Source organism: Kitasatospora sp. NPDC002551, from assembly GCF_040296005.1.
Classification (GTDB): domain Bacteria; phylum Actinomycetota; class Actinomycetes; order Streptomycetales; family Streptomycetaceae; genus Kitasatospora.
The window spans coordinates 1-22,261 of the sequence record NZ_JBEOWI010000080.1 but is presented as its reverse complement, the minus strand read 5'-3'; the positions used below and the strand labels follow the sequence as shown (position 1 = coordinate 22,261).

Annotated in this window: 18 protein-coding genes and 1 pseudogene; 8 read left to right on the top strand and 11 right to left on the bottom strand. The window is 76.5% G+C overall.

The window, feature by feature from the left end:
* The first annotated feature begins 96 nt into the window (after nt 1-96).
* On the top strand, nt 97-831 hold the full coding sequence (locus ABT093_RS37295) for a response regulator (protein WP_350571912.1): 735 nt from the start codon (nt 97-99) through the stop codon (nt 829-831).
* Nucleotides 832-1,073: 242 nt separating this feature from the next.
* Nucleotides 1,074-1,496: a pyridoxamine 5'-phosphate oxidase family protein gene (locus tag ABT093_RS37290; RefSeq protein WP_350571911.1), complete on the top strand. Its 423-nt coding sequence runs from the start codon at nt 1,074-1,076 to the stop codon at nt 1,494-1,496.
* 127 nt (nt 1,497-1,623) lie between these two features.
* On the opposite strand, the gene ABT093_RS37285 is transcribed toward ABT093_RS37290, so the two are convergent.
* Nucleotides 1,624-3,321, bottom strand: a complete 1,698-nt coding sequence (locus tag ABT093_RS37285; RefSeq protein WP_502884404.1) for a sensor histidine kinase — start codon at nt 3,319-3,321, stop codon at nt 1,624-1,626.
* A 588-nt stretch (nt 3,322-3,909) separates the two neighbouring features.
* Between ABT093_RS37285 and ABT093_RS37280 the strand changes: the two genes are divergently transcribed.
* Nucleotides 3,910-4,794: a universal stress protein gene (locus tag ABT093_RS37280; RefSeq protein ID WP_350571909.1), complete on the top strand. Its 885-nt coding sequence runs from the start codon at nt 3,910-3,912 to the stop codon at nt 4,792-4,794.
* Nucleotides 4,795-5,011: 217 nt separating this feature from the next.
* Nucleotides 5,012-6,055 (top strand): Acg family FMN-binding oxidoreductase, encoded by a 1,044-nt coding sequence (locus ABT093_RS37275; RefSeq protein ID WP_350571907.1) that lies wholly within the window; start codon nt 5,012-5,014, stop codon nt 6,053-6,055.
* Between the two features lie 70 nt (nt 6,056-6,125).
* Here ABT093_RS37275 and ABT093_RS37270 read toward each other — a convergent pair whose 3' ends face one another.
* The 8 genes from ABT093_RS37270 to ABT093_RS37235 all read right to left on the bottom strand — a co-directional run bounded on the left by ABT093_RS37270 (nt 6,126) and on the right by ABT093_RS37235 (nt 15,903).
* Nucleotides 6,126-6,545, bottom strand: a complete 420-nt coding sequence (locus tag ABT093_RS37270; protein ID WP_350571905.1) for a DUF8189 domain-containing protein — start codon at nt 6,543-6,545, stop codon at nt 6,126-6,128.
* Nucleotides 6,546-6,640: 95 nt separating this feature from the next.
* Nucleotides 6,641-7,900, bottom strand: a complete 1,260-nt coding sequence (locus tag ABT093_RS37265; RefSeq protein WP_350571903.1) for a hypothetical protein — start codon at nt 7,898-7,900, stop codon at nt 6,641-6,643.
* 234 nt (nt 7,901-8,134) lie between these two features.
* Nucleotides 8,135-8,656, bottom strand: a complete 522-nt coding sequence (locus ABT093_RS37260; protein WP_350571901.1) for a copper chaperone PCu(A)C — start codon at nt 8,654-8,656, stop codon at nt 8,135-8,137.
* 26 nt (nt 8,657-8,682) lie between these two features.
* Complete coding sequence (locus tag ABT093_RS37255) at nt 8,683-10,971, bottom strand: heavy metal translocating P-type ATPase (protein ID WP_502884403.1); 2,289 nt, start codon at nt 10,969-10,971, stop codon at nt 8,683-8,685.
* A gap of 89 nt (nt 10,972-11,060) precedes the next feature.
* Nucleotides 11,061-11,222: a hypothetical protein gene (locus tag ABT093_RS37250; RefSeq protein WP_350571899.1), complete on the bottom strand. Its 162-nt coding sequence runs from the start codon at nt 11,220-11,222 to the stop codon at nt 11,061-11,063.
* A 538-nt stretch (nt 11,223-11,760) separates the two neighbouring features.
* Nucleotides 11,761-14,124, bottom strand: coding sequence for a DUF8508 domain-containing protein (locus ABT093_RS37245; protein WP_350571897.1), 2,364 nt, complete (start codon nt 14,122-14,124; stop codon nt 11,761-11,763).
* A gap of 255 nt (nt 14,125-14,379) precedes the next feature.
* Complete coding sequence (locus ABT093_RS37240; RefSeq protein WP_350571895.1) at nt 14,380-14,808, bottom strand: PPOX class F420-dependent oxidoreductase; 429 nt, start codon at nt 14,806-14,808, stop codon at nt 14,380-14,382.
* Nucleotides 14,809-14,874: 66 nt separating this feature from the next.
* Nucleotides 14,875-15,903: a phosphotransferase gene (locus ABT093_RS37235; RefSeq protein ID WP_350571893.1), complete on the bottom strand. Its 1,029-nt coding sequence runs from the start codon at nt 15,901-15,903 to the stop codon at nt 14,875-14,877.
* Nucleotides 15,904-16,107: 204 nt separating this feature from the next.
* Between ABT093_RS37235 and ABT093_RS37230 the strand changes: the two are divergent.
* Nucleotides 16,108-16,645, top strand: a pseudogene (locus tag ABT093_RS37230) (transposase); the annotation flags it as partial.
* A 66-nt stretch (nt 16,646-16,711) separates the two neighbouring features.
* On the opposite strand, the gene ABT093_RS37225 reads toward ABT093_RS37230, so the two are convergent.
* Complete coding sequence (locus ABT093_RS37225; protein ID WP_350571891.1) at nt 16,712-18,433, bottom strand: D-alanyl-D-alanine carboxypeptidase family protein; 1,722 nt, start codon at nt 18,431-18,433, stop codon at nt 16,712-16,714.
* Between the two features lie 222 nt (nt 18,434-18,655).
* Here ABT093_RS37225 and ABT093_RS37220 point away from each other — a divergent pair, with 222 nt between their 5' ends.
* Nucleotides 18,656-20,083, top strand: coding sequence for an MFS transporter (locus tag ABT093_RS37220; protein WP_350571889.1), 1,428 nt, complete (start codon nt 18,656-18,658; stop codon nt 20,081-20,083).
* 10 nt (nt 20,084-20,093) lie between these two features.
* Nucleotides 20,094-20,327 carry a hypothetical protein gene (locus ABT093_RS37215; RefSeq protein ID WP_350571887.1) on the top strand — a complete coding sequence of 78 codons (234 nt, stop codon included), beginning with the start codon at nt 20,094-20,096 and terminating at the stop codon, nt 20,325-20,327.
* Between the two features lie 14 nt (nt 20,328-20,341).
* On the opposite strand, the gene ABT093_RS37210 is transcribed toward ABT093_RS37215, so the two are convergent.
* Nucleotides 20,342-21,178 carry a TetR/AcrR family transcriptional regulator C-terminal domain-containing protein gene (locus tag ABT093_RS37210; RefSeq protein WP_350571885.1) on the bottom strand — a complete coding sequence of 279 codons (837 nt, stop codon included), beginning with the start codon at nt 21,176-21,178 and terminating at the stop codon, nt 20,342-20,344.
* Between the two features lie 92 nt (nt 21,179-21,270).
* Here ABT093_RS37210 and ABT093_RS37205 point away from each other — a divergent pair, with 92 nt between their 5' ends.
* On the top strand, nt 21,271-22,131 hold the full coding sequence (locus ABT093_RS37205) for a siderophore-interacting protein (protein WP_350571883.1): 861 nt from the start codon (nt 21,271-21,273) through the stop codon (nt 22,129-22,131).
* Nucleotides 22,132-22,261: the final 130 nt, after the last annotated feature.

Sequence of the window (22,261 nt, the reverse complement as noted above, 5' to 3'; positions counted from 1 at the left end):
GGGGCCGTTGGACCCTGGGCGGGGCCCGGGTGGTACGGCATGATGCGATGGACCCGGCGTGTGGTGTGCCGGGCACGGAGAGGGTGGAGCCACGACATGGCGAGCGAGACGGCCGGGAACGGGACGCCGGCACCGGTGAGGGTGTTCCTGCTGGACGACCACGAGGTGGTGCGCCGCGGCGTGCACGACCTGCTGGACGGCGAGCCCGACCTGGAGGTGGTCGGCGAGGCCGGCACCGCCGAGCAGGCGCTGGTCCGCATCCCCGCGCTGCGCCCGGACGTCGCCGTCCTGGACGTGCGCCTCGGCGACGGCGACGGCGTGGCCGTCTGCCGCGAGCTGCGCTCCCGGATGCCCGACCTCGCCTGCCTGATGCTCACCTCCTTCGACGACGAGGAGGCGCTGCTCGACGCCGTGATGGCGGGCGCCGCGGGCTACGTGCTCAAGCAGATCAGCGGCACCGACCTGGTCGCCGCCGTGCGCACCGTCGCCTCCGGCCGCTCGATGCTCGACCCCGGCGCCGCGACCCGGCTGCTCAACCGGCTGCGCAGCGAGGCCGAGCCCGCGCAGCCGTCCGGCGGCGGCCCGGAGCTGACCGCGCGCGAGCAGGAGGTGCTCGCCCTGATCGGCGAGGGGCTGACCAACCGGCAGATCGGCGAGCGGCTCTTCCTCGCCGAGAAGACGGTCAAGAACCACGTCTCGCGGCTGCTCGCCAAGCTCGGCGTCGAGCGGCGGGTGCAGGCGGCGCTGATCGCCACCGAGCTGCGCCAGTCGGCCGCCGCCGACCGGTCGGCCCACCACCCGCGCGTCCTCGGTCACGGCCCGCGCGGCTGACGCCGTCGCCCCCGACCCGGCCCCGGTCGCCCGCCCGCCTGAGGTGACCGGGGCCGCTCGCTGCCCGGGGGCGCCCGCTGCCCGGGGGCGGGCGGGCCCGAGGGGTTCGCGGGCCCCGGGTACGCGCACCGGCCCCGCGTGGGTGTGCCGGCCCCAGGGCCTTTCGCCGTAGGCCGGGTGGGACCCTCGGCGGGACCATCGGCCCTCGCCCCGTCCGGGCGCCGCGGGCGACGATCGCTGGTATGAACGCCGATCCTGAAGCCGCGTCCGTGCAGGTCGAGCCCCGGGTCCGGCCGCAGCCCCGCCAGGCGCGCGAACTCGACGAGACCCGGGCGCTGGAGCTGCTGGCCCGCACCGGGGTGGGCCGCGTGGTCTACACCGTCGGCGCGCTGCCCGCCGTCCTCCCGGTCCGCTTCCGGCTGGACGCGCTCGGCGGCGTGCTGCTCTCCACCACGGCCGGTTCCGAACTGGCGCGCGCCGTGGAGGGCGCGGTGATCGCCTTCGAGGCCGACGAGGTGGACGGCACGGACGGTACCGGCTGGTGCGTCACCGTCCTCGGCCGCGCCGAGGTCCGCCCGCCGTCCCCGGACGCCGGCGCCCGCGCGGAGATCCGCATCGCCCCGGAACTGGTCGTCGGCCGGCACCTGACGCCCGACGCGGCCTGAGGCCCGTCCCGGCCTGAGACCTATTCTGGCCCGGGGCCTGTCCTGGCCTGAGGCCCGTCCCGGCCCGGGGCCCGTTCTGGCCGGGCCCGGCGCCCCGAGGGGGCCCGAGGCCCGGTCCGCGCCGCTGTCAGACGCCCAGCGGGGCCTGCCAGACCAGCCGGGTGCCGCCGCCGTCGGCCGGGAGCAGCTCGAAGGTGCCGCCCGCCCGGTCGGCGCGCTCGGCGAGGTTGCGCAGCCCGCTGCGGCGCCCGCCGGCCGGGACGCCCACGCCGTCGTCGGTCACCGTGAGCGTCACCGTCCCGCCGGCCGCGCGCAGCGCCACCTCGACGCGGCTCGCCCGGGCGTGCCGGGCGGCGTTGCTGAGCGCCTCGCCGAGCACGGCCATCAGGTGCTCGGCCAGCTCCTGCGGCACGTCGGTGTCCAGCAGGCCCTCCATGCTGAGCCGCGGCGCGAACCCGAGGGTGGCCTGCGCCTCGCCGACGGCGCGGGTGGCGCGGGCGCGCAGCCCCCGGTCCGGCTCGTTGTGGGCGCGCAGGCCGAAGATCGTCGAGCGGATGATCTTGATGGTCTCGTCCAGGTCCGCGACCGCCCGGCTCACCCGGTCGGCCGCGCTCTGGCTCTCGATCAGCCGGCCCGCGCTCTGCAGCGTCATACCGGTCGCGAAGAGCCGCTGGATCGCCAGGTCGTGCAGGTCCCGGGCGATCCGGTCGCGGTCCTCCAGGAGGGTCAGCTGCTCGGCGTCCCGACGCCGTTCGGCCAGCTCCAGGGCGAGCGCGGCCTGGTCGGCGAAGCCCAGCAGCGGGCCCGTCTCCTCGGCCGTGAACGGCGGGTGCCCGCTCTCGCGGGCCAGCAGCAGCACACCGCGCCCGAAGCCCTCGCCGGTGCCCAGCGGCACCGCCACGGCCGGCCCCAGCCCGGTGAACCGCCCGGGCGGCCCGGCCGGGAAGCGCCCGTCGTGCTCCAGCTCGTCGCTGGTGGCCGGCGAGCCCGAGGCGTACGCGGCGCCGGACAGCGTGCCGTCCACCGGCACCGTCACCCCGAGCCGGGCCTCCGCCCGGCCGCCCAGGGCCACCTCCACGGTCAGCTCGGCGGCCCGCTCGCCCGGCTCGGCCAGCGCCACCGAGACGTCGGCCAGCTCGGCGCCCGCGATCTCCCGGGCCCGGCGCGCGATCAGCTCCACGACCTCCAGCCGGGGCGCGCCCGACAGCAGGCTGCGGGTGATCTCCGCGCTCGCCCGCAGCCAGCGCTGCTGGCGCTGCGCCTCCTCGTACAGCCGGGCGTTGTCGATCGCGACCCCGGCGGCCACCGCCAGCGTCGAGATCACCGCCTCGTCGTCCGCGTCGAAGTCCAGGCCGCCGCGCTTGTCGGTCAGGTAGAGGTTGCCGAACACCTCGCCGCGCACCCGCACCGGCACCCCGAGGAAGGTGTGCATCGGCGGGTGGTTCGACGGGAAGCCCACCGAGGCCGGGTGCTCGGAGAGCACCGGGCAGCGCAGCGGCTGCGGGTCGCGGATCAGCTCGCCGAGGATGCCGCGGCCGGTCGGCGGCGGGCCGATCGCGTCGATCTCCTCCTGGGTGAGCCCGACCGTCAGGAACTGCGACAGCGAGTAGCCGTCCGCGCCGATCACGCCGAGCGCCGCGTAGCGGGCGTCGACCAGGTCGGCGGCGGCCTCGACGATGCGGTGCAGCGCCTGGGAGAGGTCCAGCTCGCGGCCGACCGCGAGCACCGCCTCCAGCAGGCTGTGCACCCGGTCACGGGTGCCGCGCGCCGCGTCGATCCGCCACTGGAGCTCCTCCAGCAGCTCGTCCAGGCGCAGCTGCGGGATCCGCGGGCCGGCGGCGGGCGTCGTCGCGGTCCGCGCCGGTACCGCCTGCGCCGCGGCGGCCTGTGCCGTGACCGCCTGTGCCGCGACGGCGGGGGCCGTACCGGGGGTGGCCGGTCCGACGTGGGCGGGGCAGTCGGGCGGCGGGGCGCCGTCCGCCCGTCCGCGCTGGTCTCCGCCGGTGCCCGTCCGCGTGTCCTCCGCGCCGCCCACCGGCGTCCTCCTCGTGGTTCCGTGCTGCTGGTCCGGGTCCGTATCCGGTCGGCCGACCGGTCGGATTGTCGGATTCACGTTAGTGCCGCAGGCATGTGCGCGGAACGCCGGGGTCGGTCATGCACGCGCCGGACCGGTGCGGACGGCGGCCCGCGCGCCGCGCGCGCCCGCCCGCACGCCGGGCGCGCGGCGCGCCCGGGGCGCCCGACGGGCCTTTGGACCCTGGCCCAAGGGCCCTGCGGCCTCTGGCCGCCCGCCCCGCGCGGGACCAGGGTGGTCACAGGGGACGGACGGTGCGTCAGCGCACCCGGCCGGCCCCGACCGGCAGCCACCCCGAGGTCCGCCCACCCGGCGGGTCCGCAGCGGAAGGAACCTCCCATGACGCCCGCAGTCCTGGCCGGAGTCGACGGATCGCCCGAGAGCACCGCCGCCGCCCACTGGGCCGCCGAGGAGGCCCTGCGACGCGGCGCCCCGCTGCGGCTGCTGCACGCCTGGCCGTGGCTCACCGACGGCCGCGCCGCCTTCGCCGACCCCGAGGAGCTGCCGGTGGCCGCCCAGCGGATGCTGGCCACGGCGGCCGAGGACGTCCAGGCCCGCTACCCCGCGCTGAGCGTCGGGACCGACGTGGTGCTGGACGCCGCCGTGGACGGCCTGGTGGCCGCCGCCGAGGACGCCCAGTTGCTGGTCCTCGGTTCGCGCGGGCTGGGCGGCTTCAAGGGGCTGCTGGTCGGCTCGGTGAGCATCGCGGTGGCCGGGCGCGCCTCCGTGCCCGTGGTGGTCGTCCGGCCGACGGAGCCCGAGGCGGCGACCGCCGCCGAGCCGGCCGGGGAGCCCGGGGCCGCCGAGGTGGTGGTCGGTGTGGAGGCCACCGCGCCCGACGACGCGGTGCTCGACTTCGCCTTCCGCGAGGCCGCGCTGCGCGGCGCCCGGATCCGCGCCGTGCACGGCTGGGACCTGCCGCCCGCCTTCGCGGTGGTCGGCTTCCTGCCGAACGGCACCGAGATGGCCCAGCTCCAGGCGGCGGAGGAGAAGTCCCTGGCCGCCGCGCTCGCCGCGCACCGCGAGCGCCACCCCGACATCGAGGTCGTCGAGCAGGCACGCCTCGGCGCCGCCCGCACCCTCGTCGAGGACTCCGTCGGCGCCGCCCTGGTCGTGGTCGGCCGCCGGCGCCGCCCCCACGACCTCGGTCCCCGGCTGGGCCGCGTCGCGCACGCCGTGCTGCACCACGCCCAGGCACCGGTGGCGGTCGTTCCGCACGACTGAGCCGCCCGCCGTACCGTCGGCCGTCGCCCGGGGGGGACACGCCCCCGCATCCGGGCCGTTGGACCCTGTCGCCGGTGCCCGGCCCGGCGCACGCTCGGGAGTACCGGGACCCGTGGCCGCACCGGGAGGTCCGTCCGCCGCTCCCCGCCGGGCCGGCCGTCCGCCCGCCGTGTCGGGGCGGCCGGCGCCGGGGCGTCGAGGCAAGGAGAGGAACATCATGACCCAGTCAGCCCTCACTCCGGCCGACCTGCGGCTGCTCGCCGCCGCCGGCGGCGCGGCCCCCTCGCTCCACAACAGCCAGCCGTGGCGGTTCCGCCCCACCCCGGACGGGGGCGGGGTCGAGGTGCTCGCCGATCCGGACCGCTCCGTCCCGCTCGCCGACGCCAACGGCGCCGCGCTGCACATCGCGGCGGGCGCCGCCCTGTTCAACCTCCGGGTCGCCGCCGCCCGGCTGGGCCGCTCCGGCCCGGTGCGGCTGCTCCCCGATCCGGCCGACCCGCGGCTGCTGGCCGTGCTCGACCTCTCCGCCCCTGCCGGGACCCCCGGCCGTGAGGGTGCCGGGGCGGGCGCCGCCCCGGCGGCCGGGCCGTTCGGCCGCGACCTCTACCCGGCGATCGCCGAGCGCCACTCCAGCCGCCGGCCGTTCACCAACCGGGACGTCCCCGAGGCGGTCGTCGCCGAGCTGATCGCCGCCGCGCAGGACGAGGGCGTGGTGCTCGCGGTGCTGGAGGAGGCCGGCGTGCGCCGGGTGCTGGAGGTCACCGCGGAGGCCGAGGACCGGATCGCCCACGACCCGGAGCGGCAGGCCGAGACCCGCACGTGGCTGCGCCCGGACGCGGGCGGAGCCGCCGCGTCCGACGGACTGCCGTACGCCGTGCTCGGCCCGCAGGACCACGACGCCCGGGTGCCGATGCGCGAGTTCGCCGGCCGCCCGCCCCACCACGAGGGGCCGGTGCAGCCGTCCGAGCGGTTCGAGGCCCTGCCCCAGCTCTGCACGCTCTCGACGGCCGGCGACGGCCCGGCGGACTGGCTGCGCACCGGGCAGGCCCTGGAGCGGATCTGGCTGCTGCTGACCGTGCACGGGCTGCGGCTGACGGTGTGGCACCAGGCGGTCGAGTGGCCCGATCTGCGCTGGCGCCTGCGCGACCCCGCCGAAGGGCCCGGCCACGTCCAGCTGGTGCTGCGGGTTGGTTACGGCCCGCCCGGCGCCGCCACCCCGCGCCGGCCGCTGGAGGACGTCCTCGACCTGCCGACGGCGTAGCGGGGGCGTTCCGACCCGGACCGCCGGGCGGCCGAGGGGTCTCCCCCGGGCCGCCCGGCGGACGTGTGCGTCAGGAGATCCGGGCCCAGGCGGTCCAGCTGCCGTTCTCGGCGTGGCGCCGCGCCCACAGGTTGCCGTCCGTGCCCCTGGCGGCGATCTCGAACCGGCCGTTGCCCATGTCGGAGGCGGTGATGCCGACCCCGCCGATCAGGTAGCCGCCCAGCGACGTCCAGGAACCCTTCTTGCCGGACGTGCTGCTCGACCGCGTCCACACGGCGTGGTCGGTGCCGATGACGAACGCCTGGCGGCGCCCGTCCCGGTAGGCGTACTCCGTGATGCCGGGCTGGCCGTACTCGCCGCCGCAGAGGTACTCCCCGCCCCAGGTCGGGCTGACGCAGTGCATCGGCTCCGCGGAGGCGACGGCGGGCGTCGCCGTCACCGCGACCCCGGCCAGCACGGCGGCGGCCACCGCGGTCTTGATCTTCTTCACGGACACTCCTCGGTCGGTACGGGCCGAGGCCGCCCGCCGACCGGGCAGCCCCCTCAGTGGAGGAGACGGGCGCCCGGCGGCGGCGGGTTCACGGGTCAGGAACCGAGGGCGGCGAGGTCCTTGATGTCCTGGTAGCTCATGCCCAGCTTGTTGTAGAGCCGCACCTGCTCCTCGTTCATGGCGCCGCCGGCGGTCAGCTCCTTCACCTGGGCGTCGGTGAGCGGCTCGGCCGGGTCGCCGGGGCCGTCCCAGGGGGCGGTGGAGTCCGCGCCGTCGGAGCCGTCCGCGGCGTCCGCGGCGAGCCCGGCGGTGAAGTCGCCGATCAGGCCGGCGATCTCCTCCGAGCTGATCGTGGCGGCGTCGGCGGGTGCCTGGACCGCCGGGGCGTCCTTGCCGAACGCGATCCGCAGCGGAAGGGTGCTGCCCGGGGCGGGCTTCTCCTCCAGCTGGGCGAGGTCGAAGGTCATCGCGGACAGCGCGCCGCCGTCGAGGTAGAGGTCCAGGGCCAGGTTGCGGTCCGGCACGTCCTTCGGCGCGGTCGTCGGCAGCTTGCCGAGGTTCGGGACGTCCTTGGCGAGCGGCGCGAAGGCCTTCAGCAGGTCGTCCGTCAGCTTGCGGGCCGGGGCGGTGACGGTGATCCGCTCCTTGCCGTCCTGCTTCCCCTTGTCCTCGAAGGACAGGTCGTGGTCGAGGATGTCCTTCAGCGACGCGGTCAGGCCCTCCTCGGCCTTCGGGTCCAGCGTCGGGGCGGGGGAGGCCCCGGTGCCGCCCGCGCCGCCGGGCTCCTGGAGCTGCTTCGCGTCGAAGGAGACCCACGAGCCCTTCAGCGCGCCCTGCAGCGCCGCGGGCAGGTTCTTGGTCAGCTGGTCGATCTCGGAGGCGTCCTCGCCGACGAGCCGGGCGAAGCCGGCGAGGTCCGCCCGCGCGTAGGCCCGGTCGCCGACCTGGCGCAGCTCGAAGAGCGACGCCCCGCCCTTGCCGGTGAGCGCGACCGAGGAGGAGAGCGACGGGTCGGCCTTCGCGGCCTCGCCGTTGGCGCCCTTGGACGGCTGGACGTCCTTCAGCGGCTTGTCCGCGCTGAAGGCGACGGACAGGTTCACGGCGGTGAGAGCGGCCGCCGTCTCCTTGTCGATCTTCTCGCCGGTGGCCGCCCCGAAGGCCTCGATCTGCTCGGCGGTGGCGTCGACCGACAGCTTGGCGCTGAAGGACTTGCTCCGGCCGAGCTTGTCGAAGGCGGTGGAGACCTTGTCGGCGGCGCTGAGCTGCTGCACGGTGCCGCACGCGGCGAGCCCGGTGGCGAGGACGGCGCCGCAGGCGGCGGTGACCAGGGTGGTGCGGGCGGACCGGCGTATCACGGTGTTGATGGGAGCGCTCCTGGAAGTGATGGCGCGAGGGCGCGACGGCAGAACGGCGGAGCCGAATGACGGCTCAACCGCAGGACGGCAGGACTGCATGACGGCAGGACGGCAGGACAAAGACAAGCACAGCACCCTTGGTTCGGGCGCCACCTTTTCCCGGCGCCCTCCTCAGGATGGGCACAAACTACCGGAACCCACCGACAATCCCCTACGGAGCCCTGCCGGCCCGGTTCAGCCGCTGCCGCGCCGCCCGCCGGGCGGCAGGACCTCCGCCTTGACCCGCAGCTGCGGGCTGTTGCGGAAGCTGAGGGTGAACTCCACCCACTGCCCGACCTTCAGCGGCGGCGGATTGGTGATCATCAGATCGGCGTCCTCCGGGGACATCACCAGCTCCCCGCGCTCCGGCACCGGCAGCGCCGCGGCCGGTTCCCACCGGCCCGAGGCGCCCTGGTGCAGATGCCGCTTCAGCGTCACCTTTCCGCCGAACTCCCAGTCGGCGGCGGTGAGCTCGTCGGGTATGTCGCCGGGGTTGCGGATCGTGAAGAAGGCGGCGGTGGCCGGTGCGCCGCCCGCCGTGGGCAGCAGCAGCCAGCCCGGTCGCACCTCGACCGGGCGCGCCGTCCCGGCCCCGCCGACCGCCGTCCAGCCCGAGAGCAGCGCGAGCGCCACCGCGGCCGCCGCCACCGGTGGCCCGACCACCTTCAGCCGCTCGACCGTCCCCGGCCGCCCGGCCGCCCCGACCCGCCTCGCCATCCCCGGCCCGCCTTCCGTCCCGCCGCTCACCACGCCGCACCCGCCGAACGCCGCGCCCGGGCCGCCCGCCGCGGCGCGCCCGATGGCCCGCCGTCACCCGGCCCGCCGCCCGCGCGTCCCTCCGCCGCGCCCCGTCCGGGCCGCCAGGTCCGCAGCCGCAGGCTGTTGCCCACCACCAGCAGAGAACTCAGCGACATCGCCACCGCCGCCAGCATCGGGTTCAGCAGCCCCACCGCCGCCAGCGGGATCAGCACCACGTTGTACCCGAACGCCCAGAGCAGGTTGACCCGGATCGTGGCCAGCGTGCGCCGGGCCAGCCGGACGGCGTCCACCACCGCCTCGATGTCCCCGCGCACCAGGGTCAGCCCGGCCGCGCCGATCGCCGCGTCACTGCCCGAGGCGAGTGCCACCCCGAGGTCCGCCGAGGCCAGCGCCACGGCGTCGTTGACCCCGTCGCCGACCACCGCCGTGGTCCGCCCGGCGGCCTTCAGCTCCGCGACCACCTCCGCCTTGCGCTGCGGCGAGGCCGAGGCGTGCACCCGCTCGATGCCCAGCTCCGCCGCGACCGCCCCGGCCGCGCCCGGCCCGTCCCCGGTCAGCAGCACCGGCTCCAGGCCCATGCCGCGCAGCCGGTGCAGCGCGCGCCAACTGCCCGAGCGCAGGGTGTCGCCGACCGCCAGCACGGCCGACGGCCGCCCGTCCAGCTCCACCACCACCGGTGTGCGGCCCGCCGCGGAGGCGTCCGCCAGCGCCCGCGTCAGCTCCTCCGGCAGCGGCCCGCCGGCGTCGTCCGGGCGGACCACCCGGACCCGCCGGCCCTCGACCTCGCCGGACACCCCGACCCCGGCGGTGGCCGCGAAGGCGGCCACCGCCGGCAGGGGCTCGGAGCCGCAGCGGGCCCGGGCCGCCCCCACGACGGCCCGCCCGATCGGGTGCTCCGAACGGTGCTCGACGGCTCCCGCGAGCCGCAGCACCCGGTCCTCGTCGACCCCCGCGCCGACGGCCACGGCCACCGCCGCCAGCTCCATCCGGCCGGTGGTCAGCGTGCCCGTCTTGTCCAGCACCACGGTGTCGACCCGGCGCAGGCTCTCCAGCACCTCCGGCCCGCGCACCAGCACGCCCAGCTCGGCGCCGCGCCCGGTCGCCGCCAGCAGCGCGGTCGGCGTGGCCAGGCCCAGCGCGCACGGGCAGGCCACGACCAGTACGGCGACCGCCGCCGTCACCGCCGCCTGCGGGTCGGCGCCCGCGCCCAGCCAGAAGCCCAGCACGCAGACCGCGACCGTCAGCACGCAGGGCACGAACACCCCGGCGACCGTGTCCGCCAGCCGCTGCGCCCGCGCCTTGCCGGCCTGGGCCTCCGCCACCAGCGCGGTGATCCGGGCCAGTTGGGTGTCCGCGCCGACCGCCGTCGCCCGCACCACCAGCGCTCCGCCGACGTTCACCGTGGCGCCCGCGACCTGGTCGCCCGGGCCGACCTCCACCGGCACCGACTCGCCGGTCAGCAGGCTCAGGTCCAGCGCCGAGCCGCCCTCCACCACCACGCCGTCGGTGGCCACCCGCTCGCCGGGCCGGACCACGAACTCCTGCCCCGGCAACAGCTGATCGATCGGCAGCAGCCGCTCCTCGCCGCCGCGCGGATCGCGGACGCAGACCTCCTTGGCGCCCAGCTCGGCCAGCGCCCGCAGCGCCGAACCGCTGCGCCGGCGCACCCGCCCCTCCAGCAGCCGCCCGGCCAGCACGAACAGCGGCACCCCGACGGCCGCCTCCAGGTAGACGTGCGCGGTGCCGCCGCCGTCCGCGGTCAGCGAGAACGGCATCCGCATGCCGATCGCGCCCGCCCCGCCGAACAGCAGCGCGTACGCGGACCAGCCGAAGGACGCGACCACGCCGAGGCTCACCAGGGTGTCCATGGTGGCCGCGGCGTGCCGCAGGCCCTGCCAGGCCCGGCGGTGGAACCCGGCCGATCCCCAGCTCACCACCGGCAGCGCGAGCCCGAAGCAGACCCACTGCCAGGCCGGGAACTGCAGCGAGGGCACCATCGACAGCACCACCACGGGCACCGCCAGCAGCGCCGTCACCAGCAGCCGCCACCGGTCCCCGGCCTCCTCCGCCCCGGGACCGGCCGCCGGTACCCCGTCGGGCGCCACCTCGGCGGTGTACCCCGCCCGTTCGACCGCCGCGACCAGCTCCCCGACGCCCACCTCGGCCGGGTGCAGGACCCGCGCCCGTCCGGTGGCCAGGTTCACCCCGGCGCTCACGCCCTCGATCCGGGCCAGCCGTTTCTCCACCCGGCTCACACAGGCCGCGCAGGTCATCCCGCCGACCGCGAGATCGGTGCTCACCAGCGCGCCGGTGTCCCCGGCTCCCGGGCTCCCCGGGCTCCCCGCGCTCTCGGTCACGGACGTCACCGGCCCGCCCCCATGTCGTGCCCCATGCCGGGCCTGGCGCCGCCGCCTCCGCCGCCGGGCGTCAGCCCGGGCGTCACCGGCCCGGCCCCGCGCCCCACCGCGAAGGCCACGACGAACACCACCACCAGCAGCAGGGCGAACCCTGCCAATACGCTCAACGGCCGGCCACCCGGCGACATCCCACTCACCCTCCACCAGTCGTTCGCCTACCCCGGGGAGTTCCCGAACACCCCGAATGACCCGAATCACATACCCCCGCCCGGTGCCCGGTTCCGCCCCGGGGGGCGGGCGCGGGCGCGGCGGTGCCATGACGGCGCCTCGGTCGAACGGCGTTGAGGGGCGGCGGACATGGGGGAGCCGAGGCCACGGCTGATGGTGAAGGGTCAGCTGAGCCGGAGGTCGGACACGGCCGGGGCGTGGGTGTTCGCCGGGATGACGGCGGCGCTCGACCGCTACCAGCTGTCGGTCATCCGGCGGCCGCACGGGTACGACGCGGCGGGGCTGCGCCCGGGGCGACGCCAAGTGGACGTTCGCCCTGTCCGCCCTGTCCGCCCTGCTCGTCGTCGGCCGGGTGATGGCGACGGTGACGGTGAGGGTGACGGTGGCGTGCCGGAACCGGTGACGGCGCCGGCCCTCGGGGGAGGGACCGGCGCCGTCACCGGCGGGGTGGTGGGCCGTTGGGCCGGCGGGGTCCGGCTAGGGCAGCGGGATGCGGACGACCTGGGGGTCGTGGTCGCTGAGCTGGGTGGCGAACTCGCTGTTGAGGTGGACGATGTCGTAGCTGTACGCCTTGGCCGCGAGGGCGGGGGAGATGAGGATGTGGTCCAGTACCTGGGAGTTGCCCTCGTAGACGTAGGTGTAGCGCTCGGCGAGGGGGAGGGTACGGGGGAGGTCGACCAGGGAACCGCCGGCGGTCAGCAGGTCGGTGGTCCGGGAGAACTCGAAGTCGTTGAGGTCGCCGAGGACGACGACCGACGCGTTCGGGTCGACGGCGAGGATCTGGTCGGTGAAGGTCTTCACCACCGTGGCCTGCGCGTGCCGCTGGGTCTCGGAGGGGCGGGACGGCTGCTGGTAGCGGCCGAAGAGGGGCTGGTCGCCGCCCTTGGAGTTGAAGTGGTTGGCGATCACGAAGACCGGGCGGCCGTTCCAGCGGAACTCGCCGGCGAGCGGCTTGCGGCTGGCGTTGAAGGCCGGGTTGGCCGGGTCGATCCGGCCGGGGGAGTAGGCGAGGGCGGGCGTGCCGGCGTTGTTGACGACCGAGTTGGCGGTCGTGGGGCCCGCGCCCGGGCGGTCGGTGAAGCTCAGGCCCCGGTCGGTGCGGTAGAGGAACACCTGGCGGATGTTGCCGCCGGGCTGGCCGCCGTCCTGGTCGTTCACCGGGTTGATCTGGCGGGAGGAGTAGGCCGGGCCGCCCGCCGCGGTGATCGCGGCGACCAGCTTGGCCACCGTCTGGTCGGCGGCGACGACGCCGTTGTCGGTCGCGCCGGAGTTGTCCTGGATCTCCTCCAGGGCGATCAGGTCGGGCGAGCGGAGGTTGGCGACCACGGCCGCGGCGAGGCCGTCGAACTTGCTCTGCGGGTCGCTCGGGGCGAGGTTCTCGACGTTGAAGGTCGCCGCGGCGAGCTCGCCGGCGGCCGCGGCGGCGGTGCTCTCGGCGGCGAGACCGCCGGGGGTGACGGTCGGGGTCGCGGTGACCAGCAGCTTGAAGTTGCCGAAGGAGTAGTCGAGCACGCCGACGGTGGCGCCGGCGAGGGTGTCGCCCACGGTGGCGCTCGGCGTCGGGGCGAGCACGTCGTCCAGCAGGACCCGCTCGGGGTTGCCGTCGGCCGCCTGCAGCAGGATGCCGCCGCGGGGGGTGCGGGTGGTGGAGCCCTGCGGGACGACCGGGATCTCGCCGAAGGAACTGCTCGGGCCGACCACGGCGGCGCTGTTCAGCTGGACCCGCATGCCCTCCAGCGACTCCCAGAAGTCCAGGCCGTCGGTGGCCGGCTGGAAGCCGCCGGCCGTCTCGACGTCGCCCGTGGTGACGCTGGAGATCACCGCGGCCGGCGGGACCCGGCCGCCCGCACCGACCACGGTGGCGGCCGGCAGCGCGGCGTTGTGGGCGAGGACCGCGGTGGTGGGCGCGGTCAGCTCGGTGATGGTGAGGTTGGTGGCGCCGCCGGTGCCGCCCGGCCGGAACTCGCTGACCGTGCCACCGACCTTGACCGAGTCGCCGACGGCCACGCCCGGCGCGCCCGCGGTGTAGACGTAGACCGCCTCGCTGGTGGCCGGGTTGGCGTCGGGCTGCGGGTCCTGGACCCAGTAGCCGCTCGGGCCGACCGCCGTGACGACACCGGGGACGGCGCTGACCGCCTGGCCGGCCAGCGGGGAGGTGCGGGCCGCGCTCTGGATGTCGCGGATGCGGGTGCCGGTCCCGCCGCCGCTGGAGGAGGAGTTGCGCGGGGTGGGCGCGGTGACGGCGAAGTCGGCCGCGTTGTTGTCGGTGTCGGTGGCGCCGCCGCCCACCCGGACCGCGGCGGTGGTGTTGGCGAGGTTGCCGGTCGGTGAGCCCTCGGAGGAACCGGCGGTCGTGCCGTAGCCGACGAAGTCCTTCACCCCGGGCTGGGCGGCGCAGCCGGTGGAGCAGGTCAGCGCGGTGGAGTTGGTGACCAGCGCGACCTTGCCGGCGTTGGCGCCCAGGGCGATCGTACCGGTGGCGTCGGGCGTCGGCAGGACGGAGCCGCTGCCGGCACCGGCCGCCTCCTGCACCAGGTAGTACGTGCCGGGGGCGATGGTGCCCGACAGCGTGGTCTTCGACCACGACGAGCCGGCCGCCGAGGCGTACTGGACGGTCCAGCCGGTGACCGTGACCGGCGCGGTGCTGCGGTTGTACAGCTCGATGTAGTCGTTGGCGTACGGGGCACCGGAGTTGCCGCCGCCGCCGTACACCTGGCTGATCACGATGTCCGGCGACACCGCGTGCGCGGTGCCGGCCGGCAGGGCTATGAGTGCTCCCACGACGGCGGCGGCCGATGCCACCGCCAGCGCACGGAGCCGGACTCGATCGGTTCGCCGCATGAGGCGTCCTCCTGACGCGCGAGCAGTTGATGGTGGGGCGCTGTGTGTTGTAGCAGCGCCACCGTTGCCATACCGCGCGCTCTGGCGGACGGCCAGACGTACAACGGAAGAACGTTTCGGCTGTCATGAACCGGACGGGTCGGGTGGGGTGGAGGGGGTTGATGCGGCCGGTGCTGGGGGCAGTCGTTGTCGGGTGCGGCCGGTGTCGGGTGCGGCCGGTGACGGGGTGTGAGCCGGTCGGTGGGCGGGGGCCGGTCAGCCGTCGGTGAGGGTGAGCCGGATGCCGACGGTGCCGCGATCGCCGCGCCGCAGCCTGCTGCCGAGCAGGGTGACGACGCCGACCAGGCCGTACTTCTGGCGCAGCAGCGTGCGGTAGGCGGCGGTGCGCTCGGGGCCGAGGATCTCGGCGGTGGCCGGGTGGGACTCGCCGGTCGGCTTGCCGCGCACGTCGCAGGGGCCGACCAGGACGTCGGGGCGGTTGCGGATCCGCTTGACCTTCCAGGAGTCGGCGACGGTCCAGATGCCGAGGGCCTCGCCGTCGCGCACCACCCAGACCGGGGTCGGCACGGCGGTGCCGTCCTTCTTGAACGTGGTGACCAGCAGGTAGCTTCCGGAGGAGAGGCTGACGAGGCGTTCGAGCCGCTTCTGCCGGCGCGGGTCGGGGTGGGGGGTGGCGGCGCTCATGCCGGGCATTCTAGGACGCCCGCGCAGGTCGGCCCGCCTTCCCGCCGTGGTCCCTCCGTGCGGGCGTCAGCGCGCGCACCCCACGCTGCCGGGGTGCCGGAAGTGGGCCAGCACCCGGTGCAGCGCAGCCCGCCCGGCCGGCCCCCAGGTCGGCTTGCCGCCCGGCAGCCCGTGCAGTCCCGCCCGCCCGATGCCGAGCAGAACCAGGCTGCGCAGCACGGCCCAGCCCCGCGCGCGGCGGATGGTCGCCTCGGCCGCGTCCCGTTCCTCGGCCGGCTGGGCGGCGAGCCAGCGTTCGAGGCAGGGCCGGTCGGCGCCGGTCGGCAGCAGCAGCCAGACCGCCGCGAGGTCGCCCGCAGGATCGCCGGCGCCGAGGGCGTCGAAGTCGACGATCCCACCGAGTGCCCCGTCGACCACCACGGCGTTCGCCGGGTGCAGATCGGCGTGCAGCCAGACCGGCGGCCCGGCCCAGACCGGAGCGGCCACCGCGTCCTGCCAGACCGCGCGCAGCTCGTCGGCACGGATGCCCGGCGCCAGTTCGTACAGCCGCTCCTCGAACTCGGTCACCCGCCGCTCGAAGTCGGGGGTGATCGGGGCGAGCGGGCCGCCGCGCGGATCGGCCTGCGGCGCACCGGCCGGGGCCGGCCGGTGCAGCGCGAGCAGGAAATTGGCGAGCAGCTCGGCCGAGCGCGGCCCGTGCCCGACGGCGATCGGCGCGTGGTCCGCCGGCTCACCGGGGACCCAGGAGAGCACCGCCCACCGGTACGGGTAACCGGCCCCCGGCACGCCGCCCCGCCACGGGACCGGCACGGGCAGCGGCAGCCGCGGCGCCAACTCCGGCAGCCACCGAAGCTCCTTCAGCAAGCTCACGGGCGCGTACCGGTCCCGCGGCATCCGGATCACGTGCTCCTCGCCGAGCCGCCACATCCGATGTCCCCAGCCGCCCTCCACCGGACGCAGCGCCAGCTCCGCGAGATCCGGGTGCTGCTCCCGCAGCAGGGCGCGCACGGTGTCGGCGTCGACGTCGATCCGGCCGTCGGTACCGGGCGTCGTGCCGGAGGATCCGGCTGCTGTCGTGTGCGCTTGCGTATCCATCGGGCACGATCCTACTGGTGCCCGGCCTCCGCCGAACCGTCGCAGCCGACACGCCCGGGACGGCGCCGTCCGGTTGACCTGCGGGCGACCCGTTCGGGGCCCGGGGAGCGGCGGCTCTCTGAGGTCCCGCTCGGCATCGGGGCCGGCTCGTGACGACGCACCACCGCACCGTGATCCACCGTCCGGGGCCCACTTCGACGACGCTGCCTGAAGCTCGACCGGATCCGGCTGTTGGCCGTCTACTACCGGACCGACCTCACGACCTCACGACGCGGCAGCTCGCCCCGCTGCTCGGCGTCCCGGCGGCGACGGTGTGCCGCATCGTCCAGCGCCTCGGCCCGTTCCTGGCCCTCGAAGCCGCTCGATGCCCGGTGCCGGGCATCGCGCGGCTGTGGATCGTGGACGGCACCCCGGTCCCGGTCCGCGACCGCACCGTCGCGGCGTCCAGCCGCACCTACCGGTTCTCCGCGAACGTGCAGGTCGCCATCGACGCCGGCACCCGCCTCGTGGCCGCCACCGCCCGCCCCGTGCCGGGAAACAAGGTCGACGCCCACGCCTGGTGGGCCTCCGGCCTGCCCGCCACCCGCGCGGGCACCATCGCACTCGCGGACGGCGCCTACCCGAACACCGGCCTGGTCGTCCCCCACCGCGGACGCGCCGGCCGCCCCTGCCGCGGGCCCAGGAGGAGGACATCGCCGAACACCGCCGCGTACGCGCCCGCGTCGGCCACACCTTCGCCCGCACCGCATGAAACCAGCAGGCCCGACCACACGCCGACCTGCCCGCACCCAGACTTCTGCAACGGGCTTCAGCGCGGTCGGCGCGGGCCGGGGGAGGTGAGCCGGGTGCGGGCGGTGCGGGCGAGGCCCCGGGCCCGGCGGGCGAGCCGGCGGCGGCTGCCGCCGCCCACCGCCGTGGACCCGCCCACCGCCGTGGCACCGCGCGGCGCGGTGGCGGTGGCGGTGGAGGGCGAGGCCGTGGCGGTGGGCGGGTGCGGGGTGGTGGCTGCGTACTGGGCGGTGTGCGACGTGGTGTACGGGGTGGTGTAGGGGGCGTAGTTCGGGCGTGGCGGGACGGCCGGGGTGGCGGGCAGTGCCGTGGGAGGGGCGGCTGCGGCGGTGCGGGCGAGCAGGCGCCGGCGGACGCGGAGCCGGGCCGCCGCCCACAGCGCGAGCGCCGCGCAGAGGGCGGTCGCCGTCCAGCCGGCCGGGCCCAGGGTGTGGTCGGCCTGCCGGATGGCGTCGGGCAGTACCTCGGAGGCCGGCACGTCCGAGGGCGGCACCTCGGAGGCCGGTGCCCCGGTCGCGGTGGCCGGAGCGGACGCGCCGGCCTCCTCCACCAGGGTGCCGACCGGTTCGACCTTGCCGAGTGCCGCGAAGCCCCAGTCCAGCAGTGCCGCCGCCTCGTCGTAGACCTTGGACTGCTGCTCCGGGTGCATCACCGTCACCAGCAGGGTGCGCCCGCCGCGCTCCGCCGCTCCGGTGAAGGTGGCACCTGCGTTGGTGGTGTATCCGTTCTTCACCCCGATGAGGCCCGGGTACTTGCCCAGCAGACGGTCCGTGTTGGCGATGTCGAAGGCGGTCCGCTGCCCGGTCGTCAGGTCGAGCCCGCCGGGGAAGCGCGCGGTGCGGGTCGCGCAGTAGCTGCGGAAGTCCGGGTTGCGCAGGCCGGCCCGGGCGAACAGCGTGAGGTCGTAGGCCGAGGAGACCTGGCCGGGCTGGTCGTAGCCGTCCGGGGAGACCACCCGGGTATCCCGGGCCTGGAGGGCGAGGGCCCGCTCCTGCATCTGCGCGACCGTGTGCGCCAGCCCGCCGTTCATGTGGGAGAGGACGTGCACGGCATCGTTGCCGGAGGCGAGGAAGACCCCGCGCCAGAGGTCCTCGACCCGGTACGGAAGGTTCTCCTTGATTCCGACCAGGCTGCTGCCCGCGCCGACCCCGGCCAGCTCGGCCGGAGTCACCCGGTGCTCCAGGGAACGGTCGAACTTGGGCAGTACGGTGTCGGCGAACAGCATCTTGAGCGTGCTGGCGGGCGGCAGCGGGAGGTGCGCGTCGCGGGCCGCCAGCACCGCGCCGGTCGCGGCGTCGGCGACCAGCCAGGAGCGTCCCGTCAGCCCGGCGGGCAGCTCGGGAGCCCCGGCGCGGGGCGCCACCTGGACGGTCGGCCGGCCCAGCCGCTCGCCGCCGACCACGGCGGTCGCGTCCTGCGCCGAGCCGGGGGCGAGCGCCGCAGGGGCGCCGGTCGCGGCGGGAGCCGCCGAGACGGGGACGGCGGGCGGGGACGCGGGGGAGGTGGGGGATGCGGGGGGCGTGGGGGACGCGGGGGCGACAGTCGGGGCGGGCGAGGCGGGCGGGGCCGCCGTGGTGGCGCTCGGCGGAGTGGTGGGCCGGGCGGTGGGCGGTGTGGCGGGAAGCGGGGCCGACAGCGCGGCGGGCGAACCGGCCGCGAGGACCAGCGCGGCGACGGCGCCGGCCGCCGCAGGCCTTCCGGCCCGGGCGCGCGTGCTGACGTGGGGTGACCTCTGCTGCACACGGCGAACGTACCCGGGCGACCGCCGCCCCGCCCTGCCCGCTGCTCCGTCCGGGCCCGCGCTGGTACGGTACGGAACCATGTTCGTCCCTCGTGCGTAGCCGACCCGCCGCGACCGCGTCCCGACGCCTGCCGTCGGCGCGGCGCTCCGGTGTCCCCGCACGCCTGCGGTTCCTCCGGGTGTTCGCACCCACGGCCCGCCTCCACCGAGGAACGTTCCCTCATGCCCTCCTCCGACTCCGTGTCCGCGCACGCCTCCTCCGGGCGCCCCGGCTACCGCGCCGTGCTCGCCGCCCCGTACGCCGCCCGTACCTTCGCCGCGGCGCTGCTCGGCCGCCTCTCCTTCGGCGTGGCCCCGCTCGCCCTGCTGCTCGCCGTCCGTGACTCCACCGGCTCCTACTCCGCCGCGGGCATGGCGATGGCCCTGTTCGGTCTCTCCAACGTGCTCCTCTCCCCGGTCAGGGCCGGTCTGGTCGACCGCTACGGCCCCCGGCGCGCGCTGCCGCCGATGGCCGTGCTGCACACTGTGCTGGTGCTCGCGGCGGCCGCCGCCACCGCGCGACCCGGTACCGCACCGGTGGCCCTCGCCGCCCTGCTCGCCGCGGCGGGCGCCTGCATCCCGCCGCTCGGCCCGGTGATGCGGACGCTCTGGCGCCGGCTGCTCCCCGACCCGGCGCTGCTCCGCCGCGCCTACAGCCTCGACGGGGTCGCCGAGGAACTGCTCTTCGTCAGCGGACCGGTGCTGGTCGGCGTCCTGCTGCCGCTCACCGGTCCCGCCGGCGCCGTCGTCGCGGGCGCAGGCCTGTTGCTCACCGGCGCGCTGCTGCTGGTCGCCTCGCCGCTCGCGGCGACGGGCGACCCGGCCGGCGGCTGGGATGGCGACCGGGCCGGCGATCAGGGTGAACCGGGGGACGACGCGGTCGGCGCGGACGGCGCGGACGGCGCGGACGGCGCGGACGGGGGGAGCGGGGCGAGCGGGGGGAGCGGGGGGAGCGGGGCGAGCGGGGGGAGCGGGGCGAGCGGGACCGGTGATCGCCGGGGGCAGCGGGCCGGTCGGCTCGGTGGTGGACGGGCGCTGCGGAGCGCGGTGCTCGCGGCAGCCGTGACCGGGCTGGCGCTGGGCGCGCTCGACCTCATGGTGGTCGCCTTCGCCGATGGGCAGGGCCGGCCGGAGGCGGTCGGCTGGATCCTGGCCGCGCTCTCGGTCGGCAGCGCGGTCGGCGGCCTCGGGCTGGGCGCGCTGGACGGTCCGGTGCCGAACGCCGTCCGGCTGCCGCTGTTCACGGCCGGCCTCGGCCTCACGCTGGCCGCCGCGGGCCTCGCGCCGAACCTCCTGGTGCTCGCCGCGGCCGTCGCGCTCGCCGGCCTCTTCGTCTCACCCGCCATCACCACCGCCTACCTGGTGGCGGACGAGGCGGTAGCCGCCGGGACCCGCACGTGCGCCGGTGCCTGGGTGAACACCGCCCTCAACGCCGGGTCGGTCGCGGGCGGAGCGACCGTGGGCCTGCTCGTCGGTCACCTGCCACTGGCGCTCTGCTTCGTTCTCGTCGCGGCCCCGGCCGTCGCCGCCGTGCCCGTGCTGCGCACGCGCGACTTTGGTGACGCCCGGTCGCGCCGAAAGTCGGATCCCGCCCCGGACCGGGCTGCCTAACGTCGTGGCCATGAAGTACCTCCTCGGTTACGTGAGCTTCGTCCTGATCGTCGGCGGGGTCAGCGGCCTGCTCGCCGACCACCTGTGGGGCCTGCACGTGTTCGGCTTCGTCCGCTATCTCGTCCCCGCCGGCCACCGGACGGCGGGCTACTTCACGATGGTCGGACTGGGCATCCTGCTCGCCCTCGGCACCGCCTTCCTGGACCGTCTGGGCGACGGGGGCGATGGGGGCGCCGGGGACTGAGACGCGGGACGGTGTCAGGCCTCACCTCCGGCACCGGATCCGGCTTCGCCGCCGGATGGTTCGGCCGGCCGGCTCCGGGCGGCCGCCGCGGCGATGCCGTCCAGGAGGACGGTCAGCCCGGCGTGGAAGGCCTCCCGGGTGCGGTCCGGTGCGGAGCTCCCGGTGCCGGCCTCGGCGGCGCCGGACCGTTCGAGGCCGGTGAGCAGCGGGAAGCGCTCGGCGAAGTCAGGGGCGAGGTCGGCGAGCTGGGCGGCCCGGGCGTGCCACCACTCCTCGTCCGGCACGCCGGTGGCGGCCGCGGCGGCCCGGGCCTCCGCCGCGGTCTGCGCGGATCCCCGGACGAACTGCCACAGGGCCGCGACCGTGCCCCGCAGCTGCCGGTGATCGAGGCGGGCCCCCTGGAGGATCCGCAGCAGGGTCTCCATCGCACCCAGCTCCGCGGGCCCGAGGACGGGGCGGGCCTGGGAGATCTGCAGGACCCAGGGGTGGCGGAGGTAGCAGGCGAGGGCCTCGTCGGCCCAGGCGGTGACGGCAGGCCGCCAGCCCCGGGCCGGGTCGTCGGAGGCGGGCAACTCGGCGAGCACCCGGTCGTGCATGAGATCGAGCAGTTCCGCCTTGCCCGGCACGTAGGTGTAGAGCGCCATGGCGGTGCGGCCGAGGCGTTCGCCGACCGCGCGCATGGAGAGCGCGGCCATCCCGTCGGCGTCGGCCACGGCGATCCCCGCGAGGACGATCGCGTCCACACTCAGTCCGGGCTTGGGACCGCTGCGTCCGGGTCGCGGGTCCTCGGGGGCGCGCCACAGCAGCGCCATGGAGCGGCGCGGGTCGCCCTGTCCGGCGAAGACGGTCACGACAGAACTCCTTATCGCATAAGGTAACCTCGTTCCGAGGAACTCTTTACGGCATAAGGTATCAACGGGGGATCGAAACCGGAGGTTGAGCCATGAGCCTTCCCGTCACCTGCGTCCAGGTCATCGAGGTCGCGCGGGTCACACCTCGAACGGCCAGAATCACCTTCCAGTCCGATGAACTGGACGCGAGCGTCGGTACCTCGCCCGACCAGCAGGTCAAACTCTGCTTTCCCCGTCCCGGTCAGGAGGCCCCCGTCCTGCCTGGGCGGACCGACGACGCCATGGGCTGGTACCAGGCGTACCTGGCCATCCCGGAGGCGGAGCGGCCGTGGATGCGCAGTTTCACCCTCCGCCGGCGCCGGCCCGATACCAGGCAGTTCGAGATCGACTTCGTGCTGCACGGTGACACCGGTCCGGCGAGCGCCTGGGCCGAACAGGCCAGGCCCGGGGACCGCCTGGGCATGGTGGGGCCGTCCGCGCTGTACGCCTCCCCGGTGTCGATCGGGTCCGCCGCCGCAGCGGCGGACTGGGTTCTGATGGTGGGTGACGAGTCGGCCCTGCCCGCGATCGGCACCCTGCTGGAGGCCCTGCCCGACGGCACCGCGACGATGGTGTTCGCCGAGGTGGCGGACCGCGCCGAGGAGCAGCCGCTGCCCGGCCCGGCCGGAACGACCGTGCGGTGGCTGCACCGTGACGGTGCCGCGCCCGGCCGGCGGCTGGTCGAGGCCGTGGCCACCGCCGACCTGCCGGCCGGTACGCCGTTCGCCTGGCTGGCGGGTGAGGCGTCAGCGGTCCGCAGGCTCCGCCGTCACCTGGTTGAGGAACGCGGCGTGCCGAAGGCGTCGATCGAGTTCAGCGGCTACTGGCGGCACCGCCTCACCCAGGACGACGCGCCCACGGCGGAGGACCTGGCGGACGCCCGGGAGCTGCTGGCCCGGGCGACGGCGGACTGAAGCGGGCGGACCGAGCCGGGGCCGGGGGGGGGGGGGGGGGGGGGCGCCCCCGCCCCCCCCCCCCGCCCCCCCGCCCCGCCGCCCCCGCGGCGCCCCGCCCCCCGCCGGGGGGGGGGGGCGGGGGGCACCC

Excerpts from the sequence above, each read along its gene's own strand:
- ABT093_RS37260 (WP_350571901.1), bottom strand. The coding sequence starts at position 8,656 with ATGGCGAGGCGGGTCGGGGCGGCCGGGCGGCCGGGGACGGTCGAGCGG.
- ABT093_RS37280 (WP_350571909.1), top strand. The coding sequence starts at position 3,910 with ATGACGCCCGCAGTCCTGGCCGGAGTCGACGGATCGCCCGAGAGCACC.
- ABT093_RS37220 (WP_350571889.1), top strand. The coding sequence starts at position 18,656 with ATGCCCTCCTCCGACTCCGTGTCCGCGCACGCCTCCTCCGGGCGCCCC.
- ABT093_RS37215 (WP_350571887.1), top strand. The coding sequence starts at position 20,094 with ATGAAGTACCTCCTCGGTTACGTGAGCTTCGTCCTGATCGTCGGCGGG.
- ABT093_RS37205 (WP_350571883.1), top strand. The coding sequence starts at position 21,271 with ATGAGCCTTCCCGTCACCTGCGTCCAGGTCATCGAGGTCGCGCGGGTC.
- ABT093_RS37245 (WP_350571897.1), bottom strand. The coding sequence starts at position 14,124 with ATGCGGCGAACCGATCGAGTCCGGCTCCGTGCGCTGGCGGTGGCATCG.
- ABT093_RS37295 (WP_350571912.1), top strand. The coding sequence starts at position 97 with ATGGCGAGCGAGACGGCCGGGAACGGGACGCCGGCACCGGTGAGGGTG.
- ABT093_RS37235 (WP_350571893.1), bottom strand. The coding sequence starts at position 15,903 with ATGGATACGCAAGCGCACACGACAGCAGCCGGATCCTCCGGCACGACG.
- ABT093_RS37275 (WP_350571907.1), top strand. The coding sequence starts at position 5,012 with ATGACCCAGTCAGCCCTCACTCCGGCCGACCTGCGGCTGCTCGCCGCC.
- ABT093_RS37240 (WP_350571895.1), bottom strand. The coding sequence starts at position 14,808 with ATGAGCGCCGCCACCCCCCACCCCGACCCGCGCCGGCAGAAGCGGCTC.
- ABT093_RS37255 (WP_502884403.1), bottom strand. The coding sequence starts at position 10,971 with ATGACCTGCGCGGCCTGTGTGAGCCGGGTGGAGAAACGGCTGGCCCGG.
- ABT093_RS37290 (WP_350571911.1), top strand. The coding sequence starts at position 1,074 with ATGAACGCCGATCCTGAAGCCGCGTCCGTGCAGGTCGAGCCCCGGGTC.